This window comes from Nostoc sp. FACHB-892 (assembly GCF_014698795.1).
Taxonomy (GTDB): Bacteria; Cyanobacteriota; Cyanobacteriia; order Cyanobacteriales; family Nostocaceae; genus Nostoc.
The window spans coordinates 1-14,422 of the sequence record NZ_JACJTR010000058.1 but is presented as its reverse complement, the minus strand read 5'-3'; the positions used below and the strand labels follow the sequence as shown (position 1 = coordinate 14,422).

Sequence of the window (14,422 nt, the reverse complement as noted above, 5' to 3'; positions counted from 1 at the left end):
ACAACAAAACCCTACTCCTTCACTGGGATTGTGTTTGGTGTGGGGTTGTTGGGGGCTGAACAGGCTTAGTTTGAGTTTTGGGTTGAGCTTTCTTGACTGGTTTAGTTTGAGGTTTGGGTTTGGGTTTATTGCCCTTTGACGCGGCTATATTCGCTTTTTTCTCTTTAAATGCGGCGAGTTTATCATCTTTTGATGCCTTTAGAAACTTTGGCGGTTTTTCTTGTGGCAACCCTAGTAAGCTCTCAAATGCGAAAACATTTCTATGTGGCAGGAATTTCGCTTTAATTTCAACAAAACTAGGCTTGCCACGCTCCTCTTTTGGTAGCAAAGGATTGAATCTAAAGGGAGGAACGATTGCATCTTTCCACAATAAAGGTATGTGGCTAGCCTTCATGAACCGCACTTTTGTAGAAGTCTCGGTCTGCTTAATATAATCCAATCTCTCGGCTGTAAAATTACGAAACACTGATATACAAGGTGTCTGGCAAGCTGGGATGAATTGCCATAACCCTGTAAATCTAAACTCAAAATCTTGATAATCTGCAAACAAACCCGATTTGGAGCCATTATCAAACCCCAAAACCTGAAAGCCAATTACATGAGGTTTATCTCGCGGCGGAAAATGTATCACCCTTGGATAAACCATCAGCCGTACACAATCACTACCACTGTTACGAATCTGTTTTTTTAAAAAATCAAATATCAGTTTTTTTTGAGGGGCATGATGTAAAACATAGTCCCGATTTTCAATCGATATAGTCGGATGAGGTTTGGCTTTGAGATCCACAGTGCCAGCAATTACCCCAATAGCCTGAAATATAGAAGAGTTTTCCGGTTCCGAAGTGCTATCACTCTTATCTGACTCTGGCTGTGTATCTGGTATAGATTCAATGAGTCGTCCACTAGGAATGATCGTAATGATTTTCTTCGGCTTGGCTGGCTCGTTGCTGGGGTTAATCATTATTGGGACTCTTCGCACCTACACAAATCATTGTAGAATTTTCCATTGAGGTATGAAGTTTACCGCAGATGCTTGGTGCGATTCATGAATTCTCTGTAAAGAACATGAATTTTTTTCGGAACTTGCTAGCATGTAAGCTGTATATCCCTACATACCGAACCACATATACAGTAACCGGGGCATTGAATCTATGAAGCCCCATATAAATTTATAGCGCTTTGCTGCTACTGCTCTCTTGTAAAAACTTGAGAGCAGTTTTGTATTCTCAATCAGTATATCTACAATAGGTTTTACGTTTGCTGTCCTTACTTTGATTGAAGGACGAAATCGTTATTTCGTTAAATCGCTAATTCTTGCTTAAACGAAATCTCTCTGTACGATTAAGCGAAAACACGATATAACTAATTCGCTATAGGGCGAAAGGACGAAATTTGATGACCGTATTGGTGGGTGTCATTTCTCAAAAAGGGGGGGTGGGTAAAAGCACTCTTGCTCGGCTTATTGCACGTGAATATGCTGCTGCTGGCTGGGATGTAAAAATTGCTGACCTAGATATTTCTCAAGGTACAAGTACTGATTGGAAGCAACGCCGAGAAGTAAATGGTATTCAGCCGGAAATTGCTGTTGAACCATTCCGCACTGTTGCTCAAGCTCTGAAACACGCCTCAGTTTATGACCTTATGGTTATGGATGGGCCACCACATTCTATGCAAGGCACTTTAGAAATTGCCCGTGCAAGTGATTTACTTGTCTTACCCACTGGTTTATCACTGGATGATCTCAAACCGTCTGTACTGTTGGCGCATGAATTGGTAAACGCCAAAATCCCTACGGATAAAATTATTTTTGTTTTATGTCGAGTCGGCGATCGGGAGAATGAAATTGAGGATGCCCGATCATATATTCATAAAGCTGGATATGTCACAGTGGCTGGTTCAATCCCTGAAAAGACTGCTTACCGTCAGGCAAGTGATAACGGTCGTGCTGTTTCTGAGGTCACGTTTCCTACTTTGAAGCAACGGGCAGAACAAGTGGCCCAAGGAATTATTGATCTGTTGAGTAAGCAAGAGTCCTAATTATGTCAACTAAACCACCTCCACCACCTCGCAAACCAAGCAAAGGTGAACCCCCTAGCATTAAGGAAACAAAAGATAACTTGGAGAAGCCCGATCCAGGGGAAATTTCCAACCTGAATTTTAAAGTGCCTGCCGAGTTTAAAAAGGATTTTAAGATTGCGGCTGCTACTTACGGTTGTACCCAAGTCGAGCTATTGCAACGGATTTTTAAATACTGGACAGATAATCATGGCTAATCGTTATTTCGTCATTTAGCGAAAGAACGAAAAAACGATGGCACTCTTAAGTGATGACAGCGATCGCTCTTTTACCACTTGTAAATACTCCTTGTTCACGAGGGAGGGCTGAAACCCTTGTTTTTAGTTCATTTCCAAAAGTTTGTGATTTACTGGTAATGAACTAAAACGATAATTTTGTGTTGACACCAGGGCGATATGTAGGTATTCCTGATGAAGTGGAGAATGGGGTGAGCTTTGAGGAGAAAATGAGTGAGCTTACAATGGCATTAGGTGAGCAAATGCGAGAGGGGCAATTGTTAGATGAGGAGATTAAACAGCAATTGTTAAAGGTGGGATTTATCGTTAGTGATGAGTTAGTTGATTTTTAAGGAGATGAATATGACTCAAGTTATTTTGAAACAGCTTAATCCCATTGTTATAGAAAAACTAAAACGTCTGGCTCAGAGTCATCAGCGGACTTTGGAAGAAGAAATCACATCAATCCTTGAGGATGTAACGGAAAATACACCGATAATTACATCTAAAAGTAGGGACTGGTCGCCTGGTTTTTTTGAGCAGACTTGTGGTGGTTGGCAGGGGGAATTGTTAGTTAGAGAGCCTCAGCCAGAAGCACAGGAACGAGAGCCGCTATTATGAGTTATTTGTTAGATACTAATGCCTGTATTCGGTATCTTAATTCCAGTAATAATCCAGTTTTTTATCGCTTAAATTCACTGCCACCAGATGATGTTTTTCTGTGTGATATTGTAAAATTTGAGCTTTATTACGGAGCTTATAAAAGTTCTAATAGAGACACAAACTTGGCAACATTAAAGATATTTTTTGATGAATTTGTTAGCTTACCTTTCGATGGTAAATCGGCAGATATTTGTGGTTATATTCGTTCTGAATTGAATAAAAAAGGAACACCAATTGGAGTTTATGATTTACAAATTGCTTCAATTGCTCTTGCTAATAATTTGGTGTTGGTAACTCATAATGTGGGAGAGTTTAGCCGTGTGGAAGGGTTGCAGTATGAAGACTGGGAAGTTGCGGTATGAATTAATAAAAATGCCAAACTTATTTTTAAGGAGATGAATATGACTCAAGTTATCTTGAAACAGCTTAATCCTATTGTTATAGAAAAACTAAAACGTCTGGCTCAGAGTCATCAACGGACTTTGGAAGAAGAAATCACATCTATCCTTGAGGATGTAGCAGAAAAAGAGGAAGAACAAACAAGTTCTGAGGGCTTTTGGGATATGACTTTACAATTTAGAGAAAGGATGCAGCAGGAGAATATTACTTTTGATGATGCAGATTTTGCGGATCTGCGCGATGCCTACGGCGAGCGCAGCTAGCGCTCTGTCCACAGTCAAGAATTAATGGTTGCTAAAAGTTCTTCTTTTCTTTTTTCTAATTCCGAGATTTTTCGGTTCAAACTTCGGATTTCTGTATTGATTTTTGATAATTCAGCTTTGCACTTTTGAGTTTTTAAATAATCCGACCCATATTTTTCAATTACAAAATTTTCTACCTCATTCCTTAAGAGTTTGAAGCAGGGATTTCCATATAAAGTATTGTGCCGATATTGCAATTTTCCTGATTTGATAGCCTCAAGAATTTCTGCTAGATCAAGGTTAAATTCTTTTTGGGCTGTTTTCTCGCTCAGAGTAGCTCCCTTTTGCCCCCAAGCGGAATTGTCTTCTTCATGATTCATAAATCCCCCCAATCAAAATTCATAAAACGTTGAGCATTCAGCAAGGTATATTTTTCAGTGTGTTTGAGGGAAGCGGTGTCCGAGAAAGTCTTGGATTTCCCTAGTGTTGTAACCCTGATTCATTAAATAGTACCCGCAGGCATGACGCATCATGTGACAGTGAGCTTTGATAGCGATCGCTAACAGATGCCCAGGCAGTCTCAAAATTGCTTGCAGACTTAATCGCAAGTTAAAAAAGCTAAGAATTGGGTTAATCACCAACTGAGTGAATCCAACCTGCTTTCTTAAGTAAATTTCGCAGCCCAACAAATCAAGTCTATTTTCCGTTGGGTTGTTTCTCGGATACAGCAATGCCTAACTATGACTAGGCTTTAACACAATAGGCACATCTTTGCAACATCCAAACTCCAATGCTGAAATCCTTACGTTTGACATCTACTCCGTTTGTTGTCCTGCTAGCACTGATGTCTGGCTCTTCGGACTTAGACCGTTTTGTAGTTTCGCTTTTTTTAGCTTACTTTAACTCTAGTTGCGCCAAGGTTCGCAACTTAATCGAGAGCGCTGTCATAAACGCCGCTTATGATTCAAGCCCCAAACCCTGATTCTCTAGTAAAAAACCATCTTTGCATCGCGATCGCTTTTCCCTTGCGAGAATGGTGGAAAATATAGATATTGCACTCAACAAATAATTAACTATGACTTCAGCCAAGTCTGCTCGTGCAGTACGCCGGGGTAGGATTTTTCCAGAAATTCAGTGGACAGAACAGCACAAAGCGCAATGGAAAGCTGAACGCGATGAATTCAAAGAGCGCTGCCAGTCAATTTTTGAGCAGGTACAACCACAATTAATTAAAACTCACCATAACTGGTACATGGCAGTCGAACCCGAAAGTGGAGAATATTTTGTTGATCGGGATGCATTAGTAGTTGCAGATAAAGCACATCAAAAATACCCAAATACTAAACTGCACGTTTTCCGCATCAATGAAACTGGGGTGTGCGGCACGATATGATTTCGGGCAAGTTTGGTGATGAGGATGAATTATTTTTTGAGATTGATTTGATAGCTGCTGATGGATTAGAAATACCAGTAGAAGCACTTTTTGATACAGGATTTTCTTGGTGGCTGGCAATCAATAATCAGGATTTAGAAGCACTTGATTGGATTTATGTAGAACAGCAAACAATGCTCACAGCCCAAGGAGATGCAGAATTTGATATTTATTTAGGGAAAGTCCGAATCGACGAACAAGATTTTGATATTCCTGTCCATGTGGGTGAAGCAGTGCCAGAAGTTTTACTTGGTCGCCAGTGGTTAAAAACTCGACGGTTGGTGGTGGATATGCCGTTAGGAGCATTAACGCTGGGATAATTGCATGACTCTATGACGATCGCCAATTGGGTTTACCACCAATTGAGTAAATCCAATACGGCTAATGGCGACAGCCTTTTATTCTACAGTTTTTGTAGTGCTACATTTAGCAAAAAGTAAGTCCAAGGCAGAGATTGCATTTTCTGCTTTTCAGTTACGCCCAGATAGCGTTCTAATTGCGAACTTTCTTAGTGAAAGTGTAAAACACAGGTAATCATGCGGAAGACGTTAAAAGACGGCAGCGAGGATGATGAAATCATTTATGGCTAATAATTAGGAGCATTTAGTTAGTGGTTTCATTTTATCCTGGTCAGAAAGCTAATGAACTTGCTAAAGGCGCTCAAGAGCGATATGAATGTGCTATTGAATGGTTGAAAATCGAGGAAGAAGCTACAAACAAGTTAGCAGAGGAGTATGGTCAACTCCAACTCCGGGTCATAAAAGACACGATTAAGCGTTTTGTTGACTTTGTTGAACGCACTGGTAGGAAAGCTTCTGAAAGCGATAAGCGACTTTTAGAGGGTCTAGACTTTTCAGTTCAGCAGATACAAGAATATAAAGCTGCTGCCGTAGCAGCAGAACAGTATTTCATGGCTGGTGCTAAAGCCGCTGGAGCCGCAGCAGCAGGTTACGGTAGTGCTATAGGTGTTGCTACCTCTATAGGAGTAGCAAGCACCGGAACAGCTATCTCAAGCCTTAGTGGAGCCGCCGCTACAAATGCAATGCTGGCATGGTTTGGCGGTGGAGCAGTTGCAGCCGGTGGCGGTGGTATGGCTGTTGGTGTTTGGGTGCTAGGTGGTATCACTGCTATTCCAGCCTTGGCTATTGGTGGATTTTTTGCGGCTCGTGAAGGTGAGAAAGCCATGACCAAGGCACATGAATATGTAGCCAAAGTGAATAAAGCAATTACTGAAATTAAAGATGCCGAAAAATATTCACAAAAAGTAAAACAGCGCATTACTGAGTTAAAAGGTGTTTTTGAATCCCTAAACACTCTTGCTGTTGAAGGACTGAACGAACTTGAATCTCAACCTTTTGATTCAAAGAGAGATGCTGAGAAATTTCAACAGGTAGGACTTCTCATGAAGGGACTTGTAGAAATTTTGAAAACCCCAGTCTTAAACAGTGAGGGAAAACTTAACCTTGGCACTGTGACCATCTTAGAAAAATACCGCATCCTACCAGGTAAATAGACATGAGAACTAAGAAAGTTTCTGTAGAAGTATTAGGTGCGGGTACAGATACTGCTCAATACTTACACTCTATCGTTCAAGCCTACACCGATTACAAGATAGTTGCAGAGGAAGAGAGGACTAAAAGGCGCGGCATTGAAGCTTGGGAAACAACAACAATTGCCCAGATTCAAGCTAATTGTAATGTTCTGATAAGGTATCTTGAAAGCTCATTTGACGAACGAGCCAATAATTTTCGTTTTCTGTTTGAGAAAGTCGATCAGGCAATAGCGCAGGGTGATAATAACCAATTAAATTTATTCCTGCATTCCATCATAGAACTTGCTAAATCCAGCCCATTTAAAGACTTTGCAGATATAACATCAGTCAGAGCGGCTCTCGATGATCCAGAACATGAATGGTCATTTTAAATGGGGAATAGGCGATCGCTGATCTAAGTCTAATCAGAGGCGCAATGCTCTACCGTCAGCGATTTTGCCCCGATATCGCCAAACTACAAAATACCGACAAGCTACCCAGTACCTTAATCGGCAGATTCGCCGCGTAAATTCAGGTAGTGAGCGCAAGCATAGGATATGGCTGTACTATAAGGGTCATTTAGAGATAGTTTAAATGGCTGAATTTCTGTTAAGACAGGCATTGCATTTTTTGAATATCCTGTAATAAATCCCTCACCTGTTTTATGGTTAACTTCTAGTATAAGGCTTGTATCAACGCCACTGGAGTCTGTTAAATACGTATCTTGTGGTGTTGCTCCCAATTTTAAACTCACTCCTATACCATCCTTAATTTGTAGTCCTGGGTAGCTATAAACCTCAGCACGAACAAAATGGTTTTGAGCGAAAATCGGTGGGCTTTGCTCTGGTTCCAGGATGACAATTGTGGGGTTTGCTAGTGCCTCATTCGCTGGTGCTTGGTTTATATTCTGTTGAGTATCAAACGCCGCCTGATTAAACCAATCTATTGGGGCAGAGTCAAAAAGGTTTGCTGAGTTGTTAAGTTGAACGTATATGTCTAGCAGAAAATCAGGATCTATAACTGATAAGCCATTCGTTTGTGCATAGGCATTTCTTGTAACTGTCAGCACTGGCTGACCTTGGTAAATGACGAAAGGGGGATTATTGCAGTAAAGATTGTAAGGACTGTATGACCCATGAGAACCGCCATACATCCCATGAAAATTACGGATACTGTGTGTCCCATGTGTACTACCATAAATTCCATGAAGATTGCTGATTGAGTTTGGGTCATGTCGGTCACTCGATAACAATCCTAAAAACTGCCCATCAGCAGCCCATAGTTGGGCTATGCCATTAATGCCGGTGAGAAACTGGGGAATTGACATAGTTTTCTTTAAACTTGTTTTCTCCAGCTTCACCGACTATGACTCCTGACCGCCTCAGCAACAACAACGATATTCGCTTAATGTGAGATTTACCGTTAGTCATTTAATGAATTTAGATTGGTGTAGAAGACAATATAGAATCTAGAACCCAATCACCGAAACCGCCTTCCTCTTCTGCTCTGGCGTGGCCAGAGCTTATAATGCTGCAATGTCAAGGGGTCACTGTGATCAGAGGTTTCTTGAATAGTTCGCAAAAATATCCCAGCACTTCATCTGCGATGGCGTACCCGCCCGCTAAGAGTGCGATCACTCATCTCAATGAACGTCATAAATATTAAAATGGATTTTTCCCGTCCCAATCCCAATTAAAATGCTCAAACCGTTTGGGATTTTGAGCAGTGTAACGAACACTGTGCTGAATATTTTTGTGGCCTAGATAGGCTTGGATGTCGCGGGTTGTAGCACCCTGACTCGCCAGATGGTAGCCGCAAGCATGGCGAAATTGATGCGGGTGAACCTTGATCCGAACCCCTGCCGCCAATGTCGAACGCTCGACAATCTTGGCTACTGCATCTGGAGAAAGAGCATTACCGCGTTCGTTGGGAAACACAAAAATACAATTGGGGTAAAGTGTTTGCAGTTTCAAGAGAAGTTCTTTTTCGTCCTCCCCCAAGGGATGAAAACCACTCTCACTACCCTTAAGGCGATTAATCCAAATCGTTCCCTCATCCAGCATCACCGCATCCCATTTGAGGTTGCAAGCTTCAGATGCCCGAAAACCGTGGCGGAACATCATTAATAGTAAAGCCAGATCGCGCTCTCGATGTCTCCCTCTAGAACCTGCGGCGGCAACAATTTTGTTTACCTCAGCCAAAGTCAGGTATTCTCTAGATCGATATTGAATATTCTTTTTGCGGATTAGCGGCAATGGTTGGTTCATTTATAATTTATGGCAACTGTCAGGAATTGGGCTATTTTCCCGACAGTTATTATTCTCCCAAACATTGATTACTTCGTGAACCCCCCCCACGCAAATTCACTTCAGTTAAGCCACGCTTATCATTCACACCCTCAAAATCCCAAGTTCACCCCCATTGATAAGTTTGGCAAATATCTATCCTTTCTCTATACAAGGCTTGGGGGTTACTCTAAGTAGCGGCGACTTGATTGCTGATTTTTAGCACTAACTTTGGGATAGCTACTCCCGAAGCAATCGCTTACTCTGGTGGGACATTGATATCAGAGTTGGCACAAGTCAGGCGATGGCGTAACCGCCCGCCAAGAGCGATCGCCCTCGTTTCCACAAGGAATTGACTATGACTCCCCCTGCGTAAGTTGGTTGTATCTTCTTAATTCCGTTTGAATTCCATTTGGGCAAAGTGGTCTTGCAGTAGTTTGTGGATGAAGCGGTAGCGGCCACCAACACGCTGGAGGAATAATCGCTCAGTGCAGTAGTCGAGGAAGCGGGCATAGTTCCAGGGGATATAGCCTTTGAAGTAGAGGATGGTATTGAAAGTGGCTTATCAAGTCCTTAGCGTAAGTTTCTGCACGGATGCTCATTTCACCCCCACTATATATAGGTAGTGAAGTGTTCTTGTTGCGCTACATTCAGCCAAACAAAAGCCCCGCATTCATAAATATCTTGGTAGGGGGCATTGATATCATCAGTTCCGATCTGGGAAAAGCGATCGCCCTAATAAAAAAATCCTAATTATGGAGATTAGTGCAGGCACGAATTTTTCCCGAAACGGGAAAGCAATCGCTGTCTTCATTTCTCCTTGCTGTTTTATCTATTGGATTTTTAATGCTGATTTAGTCAACTACATTGAATAAATCTATGATTAACAATCGCGTGGCACTACAAATTCACTGCTTGCTCCGGCGTAGCTCCAAAAAGTAGACATCGCTCAACTGGGAGCATCCCCGAACATGATCACCAAAAGTTTAGGAATTTAAATGAAGATTACACTGCCATTTAGTCAAACTATAATTACTTAAAAATAAATCTGTAAAGCTAATTCATCCTCAGTTTATACTTACGCTCAACTGAGGATGAATTAGCTTTTTATGATGCCCTGCATTTAAATAACACTTCTGTGCAAGCATTAGGCGATAAAATACTTACTTGCATCGCTCGTGACTTATGGCGAATCTATTTACGGTTTGTTAGCGGCAATTGCTTTAATTTCTTGAGATGACAATACCCGTTTGTCAAGTCGGACAAAGCCTATTTGACCATTAAAAAAGCCTGGTGAACCAGGATTATCAGAGCGTCTCCCAATTACTAAGGGTTTAGAGTTAGAAAGAGAACCACTTCTTGCTGTTGGATTAAATCTTTGGCCAACAACTTCTACTCCATCAAGATACCAACGACCGCCATCTGGTTGGTCACGGTCTACAGTTACAGCGACATGATGCCAATTGCCATCGGCGATTGAGATATTGCTTATATAGTTTGTAAATTGATTTCCCACACCATCCGCTAATTGAAGCAACAAACTACCGAAGTAGTTTTGCAGCGTATACCCTTGTATCGGTCCTGATGCCTCAACTCGTTTGTCTAAAATGACTTCAAGTCCGTTAGTACTAGTCGTTTTAACCCAGGCAGAAATGCTCAGGTCTCCCGTGTCAAAATTTAGGTTCTCGTTGTCAGGAATTGCACGAAAGTCGCTTGTACCATTAAAGGATACTATGCCATCTAAAATAGGTGTTCCTATAACCGGAATACCTGTAAGCGTAACTGGCTCTTTGGTTTGGCCTGGAACTATGATTCCATTAGCTTCTGGAAACTCTACGAACCCTACTCGTGGTATTGGTGGTAAATCTGTAGCGGTTAGCTGTTCTAATGGTATCTTAGTAGCACTCCGCAGAACTCTAGTGTTAGATACGGTTACTGAATCAAAGTTTGACGCAGTATTGGTGAAGCGTATTGTCGGAGTTTGACCGCGCTTGATTGGGAATTCAGTCCAGTTAACTATAGCCACACCTGGTCGTTCAGGATTTCTCTGTTCGCTGAAAACTACCAAAAATTCATCAGGAGTATCTTCTTGAGGTATAGCTCCTCTTAGTTCTATTTCAGGAGACGCCATTGGATTGCGTTGAGAGAAACTACGAGTACGTCCGTTGTTTACCAAGGTAAAAAATGATCTGTCGAATCCAGGATTTAGTTTTCCGATTGATTCAACTGTCAGTTCATACCCGTAGTGAAACAACACACAACTTTGAAAAGCACAACGTCCGTAATTAGTGGACTCATTTAACTTAAGCGCGGGAGGATTAAACGCATTAGGAGAAATACCAAATATTAAATCTTTAGTGTTATCCGTATCTGAGAATGTACCAATTATTTCGCTACCCGTAAAACTCTTACTAGTGATGCTTCTCGCAACAGGAGGGTCAAGCTGAGATGCTATCGGAAGTAAATCCTGACGACTGTTACCGTAAGGAGTTATAAATGGATTGAAAAAAATATTGGTACCACCAAGGTCACCAATCTTAGACTCGTCAATTTTTGTTCGATGGATTCCACCAATACTTAATAATATAAGTGTTGTATCGCCTGGAAATTGCTTTTGTAAGTAAGCCGAATCGATAATCACATCCATATTTATTGTAATTGGTGTTGTTTCGCGTGGGGGTACTTGTGCAATCACTGAGGATACCGAAACCATCGCGGAACCCATTAAAACCACAAAACCTAGCTGCTTCCCAAACCGTTTGATAAATTGCATACCTTAATCTCCATTAAAAACAAACAAAGATGAACTGTAGAGTTTCGCTATTGAGGATGTTGATTTTTCCAAACTACCTAGACGCACAAGACAAATACACCAGTATTAGATACTGGAGCCATAGTTTGAAGCTCTATAGTTTCAAAGAATTAGTTGTGTTGCCGAGTGTATTATGAGTGTGACAACTTGATATTAGCAGTATGTATAGATTTTAGATAGTACTTAACTAAAAAAAATAATTTCTTTCAAAAAATATTTCTTTTATTCTGACTCAGCCTTGGTTACAGCATTTTAAAGCAATTTTAAAATCATCCCGCCAATAATGAGTAAGTGCTTTTTACTACAATTTTTAGGTAAAGTAACTATACTCTGAGCAGTCGAGCCTACTGCTAGGGAGCTTTGACCGTTGCAGTAACATTAGGCTCTGAACCAGTAAGGAGATCGATTGACAGTGTGGGATTAGATAAGGTTGCCATATTTATCTCTTGAACTACTTACATTTTGATATCAGCCCAAAACTCAAATTTTTTGCAGGAATTTAAATTTATTACAAAAATCTGCATACGAATTCTTAAACTACCGTAATTAGATTTTTTACTCTCATGGCAAATATCTATACCTCTCTATACACCAGTCTGTACAAGGCTTGAGGGCTACTCCAAGTAGTGCCAACTTGATTGCTGATTTTTAGCATTACCTTTGGGATAGCTGCGGTGAAGCGATCCCCAGGTAAAGCGCGATGGCAATACGGTTCGGTTAAAGGGGAAAGGGAAAAGGGGAAAGGTTTTGAATACATCCTTTACCCTTTTCCCAGACCACAAGGAAAGTGAAAAATGCTTATCCGAACCGTATTGAGCGCGATGGCGTAACCGCCCGCCAAGAGTGCGATCGCTTCAACATAGTTAGAAATTATCAGGCAGGATTTTTTTATTATCTTTTGTAAATAATTGGCTGTATCTGCATAAAGCTTGTGTGCCCAATGTAGAGTAAGCAGGTACTAGCTTGACGAACATTAATTGTCAGTAATGACAGTATAAGAATTTGATGCAAGGAGAATTCATGGCTAAAATCAAAATCACTAATCTAGATAACCAAGGCAAAAACGGGAGCAAAGAGCAATTGATTTTTGCAACTGTGAGTCTGGTAGAGGAACTATCCTCTGAGCAGTCGAGCCTAGTGGTAGGGGGGCATGGTTCTAGCGGCTGGGGAGGAATTGTAGCGGCTCCGCAATATGGTGGAACTGGCCAGTGGAAAGAAAAGTTATAGTGCAAAATATCCTTTGATAGTTTAATTTTAAGTTCTGTTTAAAACAACAGCCCGCCTTTATTAATTGGAGGTGGGCTGTTTTTATGGTTGTGTCGCGTCCATCTAAATTTTCCAATTTGGTAAACTGATTTCATCAACGATAGTGTTGCTATTTGCAAATAGTACGAAACTTCGTACTAAAGCAAGAAACTATACCATTATAGTCATATCCCCATTATCTATCGCCAAGATAGATTCCTGTCTTATGTGAATATTTACAAGATTTGCAATGATATGTTATTTGATTGTCCATGCTGAAACCTAAATCACAAACAACATCCTTGGATTTGCACATGGGACATCTAGTAGGAATAAAATTTTTACAAAAATATACTGGGATTAAAACTACTGCAATGAAGAAGGTAATAAATACAATTGCTTCAACAAGCGAAGAGAGACTAGGCGATATTTTTAATACCTTTTCTATCCAATCTATAAAAGAGATATTTATAATTAAACCACTCAATGAGCCAATGATTGCTCCTACAATGTAACTTACTTTTATCAGTATCGAGTGTAGACGGAAAGGCATAGTCTTTAATACATCTATTAAATAGTTGATTGTCGGTATTAACTGAATATTTTACATTAGACTTTTTACTGAACCTAATAACGCAACCGCATACTTTTTGCATAGACACCCATCTAAAATCAAGATGGGTTTAATCAGGACTACCATCTGGGCGTTGGTCATTTCGGAAAAGTTTTAAAATATTGAGGTGCGATCATCCATTTCCAAGAGAACTGAGGGCGAAGAAAGCGTAGGCATAGCCCCTAGAATGGCAATATGAAGCAGTTACAGATTAAATCCATCTCCGCAATCAACGGCTATATTCTCTGAGTTGTTTAAATTTTAAATATAGAATTGCGATACCCGCATTTCTCACAAGCTTGAGGGGAAGAAGGAGCAGAAGGACAATGCTTGGTTCAGTCCGTGCTATTGAAAATTGTTAGTCGTCAAAGCTTAGTAATTTACCGTTAAAATGCTGATGAATTTTGAAAGCCTCAAACCAAGCTGGTAGGGTATGCTCAACATCTTCTAGTTTGTTTCCTTTCGCATCTACTAAGCCGTGCTTAATGACTACCTTAGATAATGACTTTTCATCATCGAAAGATGTTCGACAGAATCTCTGTCTATCATCACCAAAGGCTTTTTTTTTAAAGAAGGGTAATGAACATGGGTAGGTAGCCAGCCGCTCTTAAGAAGGAAGATAGAGAAAAGTTAACTACCACCAATATCCAACTTAATCCTTTCGGTATCCTCACCAATACATCATTCATTCACAATCAAGTTATAGTCAATATAACCAAGCATTGCCCCTCTTTTTATCGCCTCATAACGGTTTTTTACGTGCCATTTACTGTACAAATCGCTAGCATAATGTTTGACTGTACTAACAGAGAGAAACATTTCTCTGGCAATCTGTTCAAAAACTAACCCCTGCGCCAGTAATCGCAGGACTTGTATTTGTCGCTCGGTGGGAGAGTCAAGCAAGTTTTT

The 14,422-nt window shown here is 40.7% G+C and carries 22 protein-coding genes; 13 read left to right on the top strand and 9 right to left on the bottom strand.

Annotated elements, in window-relative coordinates:
* Window positions 1-19: 19 nt before the first annotated feature.
* Entirely contained in the window at window positions 20-961 is a 942-nt protein-coding gene (locus H6G96_RS35605; protein WP_190918563.1) for a hypothetical protein, read from the bottom strand.
* Between the two features lie 434 nt (window positions 962-1,395).
* Between H6G96_RS35605 and H6G96_RS35600 the strand changes: the two genes are divergently transcribed.
* The 6 genes from H6G96_RS35600 (at window position 1,396) to H6G96_RS35575 (ending at window position 3,616) form a co-directional block, all read left to right on the top strand.
* Entirely contained in the window at window positions 1,396-2,037 is a 642-nt protein-coding gene (locus H6G96_RS35600; protein ID WP_179076135.1) for a ParA family protein, read from the top strand.
* A 2-nt stretch (window positions 2,038-2,039) separates the two neighbouring features.
* Window positions 2,040-2,273: a hypothetical protein gene (locus H6G96_RS35595; RefSeq protein WP_104910315.1), complete on the top strand. Its 234-nt coding sequence runs from the start codon at window positions 2,040-2,042 to the stop codon at window positions 2,271-2,273.
* 179 nt (window positions 2,274-2,452) lie between these two features.
* Window positions 2,453-2,644, top strand: a complete 192-nt coding sequence (locus tag H6G96_RS35590) for a hypothetical protein (protein WP_242063550.1) — start codon at window positions 2,453-2,455, stop codon at window positions 2,642-2,644.
* Window positions 2,645-2,654: 10 nt separating this feature from the next.
* Window positions 2,655-2,912: a hypothetical protein gene (locus tag H6G96_RS35585; RefSeq protein WP_179076101.1), complete on the top strand. Its 258-nt coding sequence runs from the start codon at window positions 2,655-2,657 to the stop codon at window positions 2,910-2,912.
* Window positions 2,909-3,316 (top strand): type II toxin-antitoxin system VapC family toxin, encoded by a 408-nt coding sequence (locus H6G96_RS35580; protein ID WP_190918560.1) that lies wholly within the window; start codon window positions 2,909-2,911, stop codon window positions 3,314-3,316. Before H6G96_RS35585 ends, H6G96_RS35580 begins: the two co-directional genes overlap by 4 nt.
* A gap of 39 nt (window positions 3,317-3,355) precedes the next feature.
* Window positions 3,356-3,616 carry a hypothetical protein gene (locus H6G96_RS35575; RefSeq protein WP_199339838.1) on the top strand — a complete coding sequence of 87 codons (261 nt, stop codon included), beginning with the start codon at window positions 3,356-3,358 and terminating at the stop codon, window positions 3,614-3,616.
* A gap of 14 nt (window positions 3,617-3,630) precedes the next feature.
* Here H6G96_RS35575 and H6G96_RS35570 read toward each other — a convergent pair whose 3' ends face one another.
* Both H6G96_RS35570 and H6G96_RS42640 read right to left on the bottom strand, forming a co-directional pair.
* A complete protein-coding gene (locus tag H6G96_RS35570) occupies window positions 3,631-3,975 on the bottom strand; it encodes a hypothetical protein (protein WP_190918558.1) in 345 nt (114 codons plus the stop codon).
* A 54-nt stretch (window positions 3,976-4,029) separates the two neighbouring features.
* Window positions 4,030-4,233 (bottom strand): tyrosine-type recombinase/integrase, encoded by a 204-nt coding sequence (locus H6G96_RS42640; protein ID WP_347242319.1) that lies wholly within the window; start codon window positions 4,231-4,233, stop codon window positions 4,030-4,032.
* Window positions 4,234-4,670: 437 nt separating this feature from the next.
* On the opposite strand from H6G96_RS42640, the gene H6G96_RS35560 reads away from it, so the two are divergent.
* The 4 genes from H6G96_RS35560 to H6G96_RS35545 all read left to right on the top strand — a co-directional run bounded on the left by H6G96_RS35560 (window position 4,671) and on the right by H6G96_RS35545 (window position 6,950).
* Complete coding sequence (locus H6G96_RS35560; RefSeq protein ID WP_190918551.1) at window positions 4,671-4,988, top strand: hypothetical protein; 318 nt, start codon at window positions 4,671-4,673, stop codon at window positions 4,986-4,988.
* The gene (locus H6G96_RS35555) at window positions 4,985-5,347 is read left to right on the top strand and encodes an aspartyl protease (RefSeq protein WP_190918549.1); all 363 of its coding nucleotides are present in this window, start codon (window positions 4,985-4,987) and stop codon (window positions 5,345-5,347) included. The genes H6G96_RS35560 and H6G96_RS35555 overlap by 4 nt, the downstream gene beginning before the upstream one ends.
* Before the next feature lie 290 nt (window positions 5,348-5,637).
* Window positions 5,638-6,540 (top strand): hypothetical protein, encoded by a 903-nt coding sequence (locus H6G96_RS35550; protein WP_190918547.1) that lies wholly within the window; start codon window positions 5,638-5,640, stop codon window positions 6,538-6,540.
* A gap of 2 nt (window positions 6,541-6,542) precedes the next feature.
* The gene (locus H6G96_RS35545; protein ID WP_190918545.1) at window positions 6,543-6,950 is read left to right on the top strand and encodes a hypothetical protein; all 408 of its coding nucleotides are present in this window, start codon (window positions 6,543-6,545) and stop codon (window positions 6,948-6,950) included.
* 113 nt (window positions 6,951-7,063) lie between these two features.
* On the opposite strand, the gene H6G96_RS41910 is transcribed toward H6G96_RS35545, so the two are convergent.
* The 3 genes from H6G96_RS41910 to H6G96_RS40965 form a co-directional block, all read right to left on the bottom strand.
* Complete coding sequence (locus H6G96_RS41910) at window positions 7,064-7,885, bottom strand: hypothetical protein (RefSeq protein WP_242063549.1); 822 nt, start codon at window positions 7,883-7,885, stop codon at window positions 7,064-7,066.
* A gap of 334 nt (window positions 7,886-8,219) precedes the next feature.
* Window positions 8,220-8,825: a tyrosine-type recombinase/integrase gene (locus H6G96_RS35535; protein ID WP_179077032.1), complete on the bottom strand. Its 606-nt coding sequence runs from the start codon at window positions 8,823-8,825 to the stop codon at window positions 8,220-8,222.
* Between the two features lie 315 nt (window positions 8,826-9,140).
* On the bottom strand, window positions 9,141-9,356 hold the full coding sequence (locus H6G96_RS40965) for a hypothetical protein (protein WP_206757690.1): 216 nt from the start codon (window positions 9,354-9,356) through the stop codon (window positions 9,141-9,143).
* Between the two features lie 550 nt (window positions 9,357-9,906).
* Between H6G96_RS40965 and H6G96_RS42990 the strand changes: the two genes are divergently transcribed.
* Window positions 9,907-10,083, top strand: coding sequence for a type I restriction enzyme endonuclease domain-containing protein (locus tag H6G96_RS42990; RefSeq protein WP_347242318.1), 177 nt, complete (start codon window positions 9,907-9,909; stop codon window positions 10,081-10,083).
* Here the strand turns inward: H6G96_RS42990 and H6G96_RS35525 are convergent.
* Together H6G96_RS35525 and H6G96_RS35520 are read right to left on the bottom strand one after the other, a co-directional pair.
* Window positions 10,042-11,616, bottom strand: coding sequence for a LamG domain-containing protein (locus H6G96_RS35525; RefSeq protein ID WP_190918541.1), 1,575 nt, complete (start codon window positions 11,614-11,616; stop codon window positions 10,042-10,044). The two genes, H6G96_RS42990 and H6G96_RS35525, sit on opposite strands and share 42 nt — an antisense overlap.
* Window positions 11,617-12,229: 613 nt before the next feature.
* Window positions 12,230-12,412, bottom strand: coding sequence for a hypothetical protein (locus H6G96_RS35520; RefSeq protein WP_190918539.1), 183 nt, complete (start codon window positions 12,410-12,412; stop codon window positions 12,230-12,232).
* Window positions 12,413-12,675: 263 nt separating this feature from the next.
* Between H6G96_RS35520 and H6G96_RS35515 the strand changes: the two genes are divergently transcribed.
* Both H6G96_RS35515 and H6G96_RS35510 read left to right on the top strand, forming a co-directional pair.
* A complete protein-coding gene (locus H6G96_RS35515) occupies window positions 12,676-12,882 on the top strand; it encodes a hypothetical protein (protein ID WP_190918537.1) in 207 nt (68 codons plus the stop codon).
* A gap of 290 nt (window positions 12,883-13,172) precedes the next feature.
* Window positions 13,173-13,415 (top strand): hypothetical protein, encoded by a 243-nt coding sequence (locus H6G96_RS35510; protein ID WP_190918536.1) that lies wholly within the window; start codon window positions 13,173-13,175, stop codon window positions 13,413-13,415.
* Between the two features lie 779 nt (window positions 13,416-14,194).
* Here the strand turns inward: H6G96_RS35510 and H6G96_RS35505 are convergent.
* Window positions 14,195-14,422 (bottom strand): LuxR C-terminal-related transcriptional regulator (locus H6G96_RS35505; RefSeq protein WP_190918534.1); only part of this gene is annotated, 228 nt, incomplete at its 5' end.

What these genes read in the sequence shown, in the direction of transcription:
- H6G96_RS35605 (WP_190918563.1), bottom strand. Translation starts at nt 961, where the DNA reads ATGATTAACCCCAGCAACGAGCCAGCCAAGCCGAAGAAAATCATTACG.
- H6G96_RS35600 (WP_179076135.1), top strand. Translation starts at nt 1,396, where the DNA reads ATGACCGTATTGGTGGGTGTCATTTCTCAAAAAGGGGGGGTGGGTAAA.
- H6G96_RS35595 (WP_104910315.1), top strand. Translation starts at nt 2,040, where the DNA reads ATGTCAACTAAACCACCTCCACCACCTCGCAAACCAAGCAAAGGTGAA.
- H6G96_RS35585 (WP_179076101.1), top strand. Translation starts at nt 2,655, where the DNA reads ATGACTCAAGTTATTTTGAAACAGCTTAATCCCATTGTTATAGAAAAA.
- H6G96_RS35580 (WP_190918560.1), top strand. Translation starts at nt 2,909, where the DNA reads ATGAGTTATTTGTTAGATACTAATGCCTGTATTCGGTATCTTAATTCC.
- H6G96_RS35575 (WP_199339838.1), top strand. Translation starts at nt 3,356, where the DNA reads ATGACTCAAGTTATCTTGAAACAGCTTAATCCTATTGTTATAGAAAAA.
- H6G96_RS35570 (WP_190918558.1), bottom strand. Translation starts at nt 3,975, where the DNA reads ATGAATCATGAAGAAGACAATTCCGCTTGGGGGCAAAAGGGAGCTACT.
- H6G96_RS35560 (WP_190918551.1), top strand. Translation starts at nt 4,671, where the DNA reads ATGACTTCAGCCAAGTCTGCTCGTGCAGTACGCCGGGGTAGGATTTTT.
- H6G96_RS35555 (WP_190918549.1), top strand. Translation starts at nt 4,985, where the DNA reads ATGATTTCGGGCAAGTTTGGTGATGAGGATGAATTATTTTTTGAGATT.
- H6G96_RS35545 (WP_190918545.1), top strand. Translation starts at nt 6,543, where the DNA reads ATGAGAACTAAGAAAGTTTCTGTAGAAGTATTAGGTGCGGGTACAGAT.
- H6G96_RS41910 (WP_242063549.1), bottom strand. Translation starts at nt 7,885, where the DNA reads ATGTCAATTCCCCAGTTTCTCACCGGCATTAATGGCATAGCCCAACTA.
- H6G96_RS35535 (WP_179077032.1), bottom strand. Translation starts at nt 8,825, where the DNA reads ATGAACCAACCATTGCCGCTAATCCGCAAAAAGAATATTCAATATCGA.
- H6G96_RS40965 (WP_206757690.1), bottom strand. Translation starts at nt 9,356, where the DNA reads ATGCCCGCTTCCTCGACTACTGCACTGAGCGATTATTCCTCCAGCGTG.
- H6G96_RS35525 (WP_190918541.1), bottom strand. Translation starts at nt 11,616, where the DNA reads ATGCAATTTATCAAACGGTTTGGGAAGCAGCTAGGTTTTGTGGTTTTA.
- H6G96_RS35520 (WP_190918539.1), bottom strand. Translation starts at nt 12,412, where the DNA reads ATGTATTCAAAACCTTTCCCCTTTTCCCTTTCCCCTTTAACCGAACCG.
- H6G96_RS35515 (WP_190918537.1), top strand. Translation starts at nt 12,676, where the DNA reads ATGGCTAAAATCAAAATCACTAATCTAGATAACCAAGGCAAAAACGGG.
- H6G96_RS35510 (WP_190918536.1), top strand. Translation starts at nt 13,173, where the DNA reads ATGCTGAAACCTAAATCACAAACAACATCCTTGGATTTGCACATGGGA.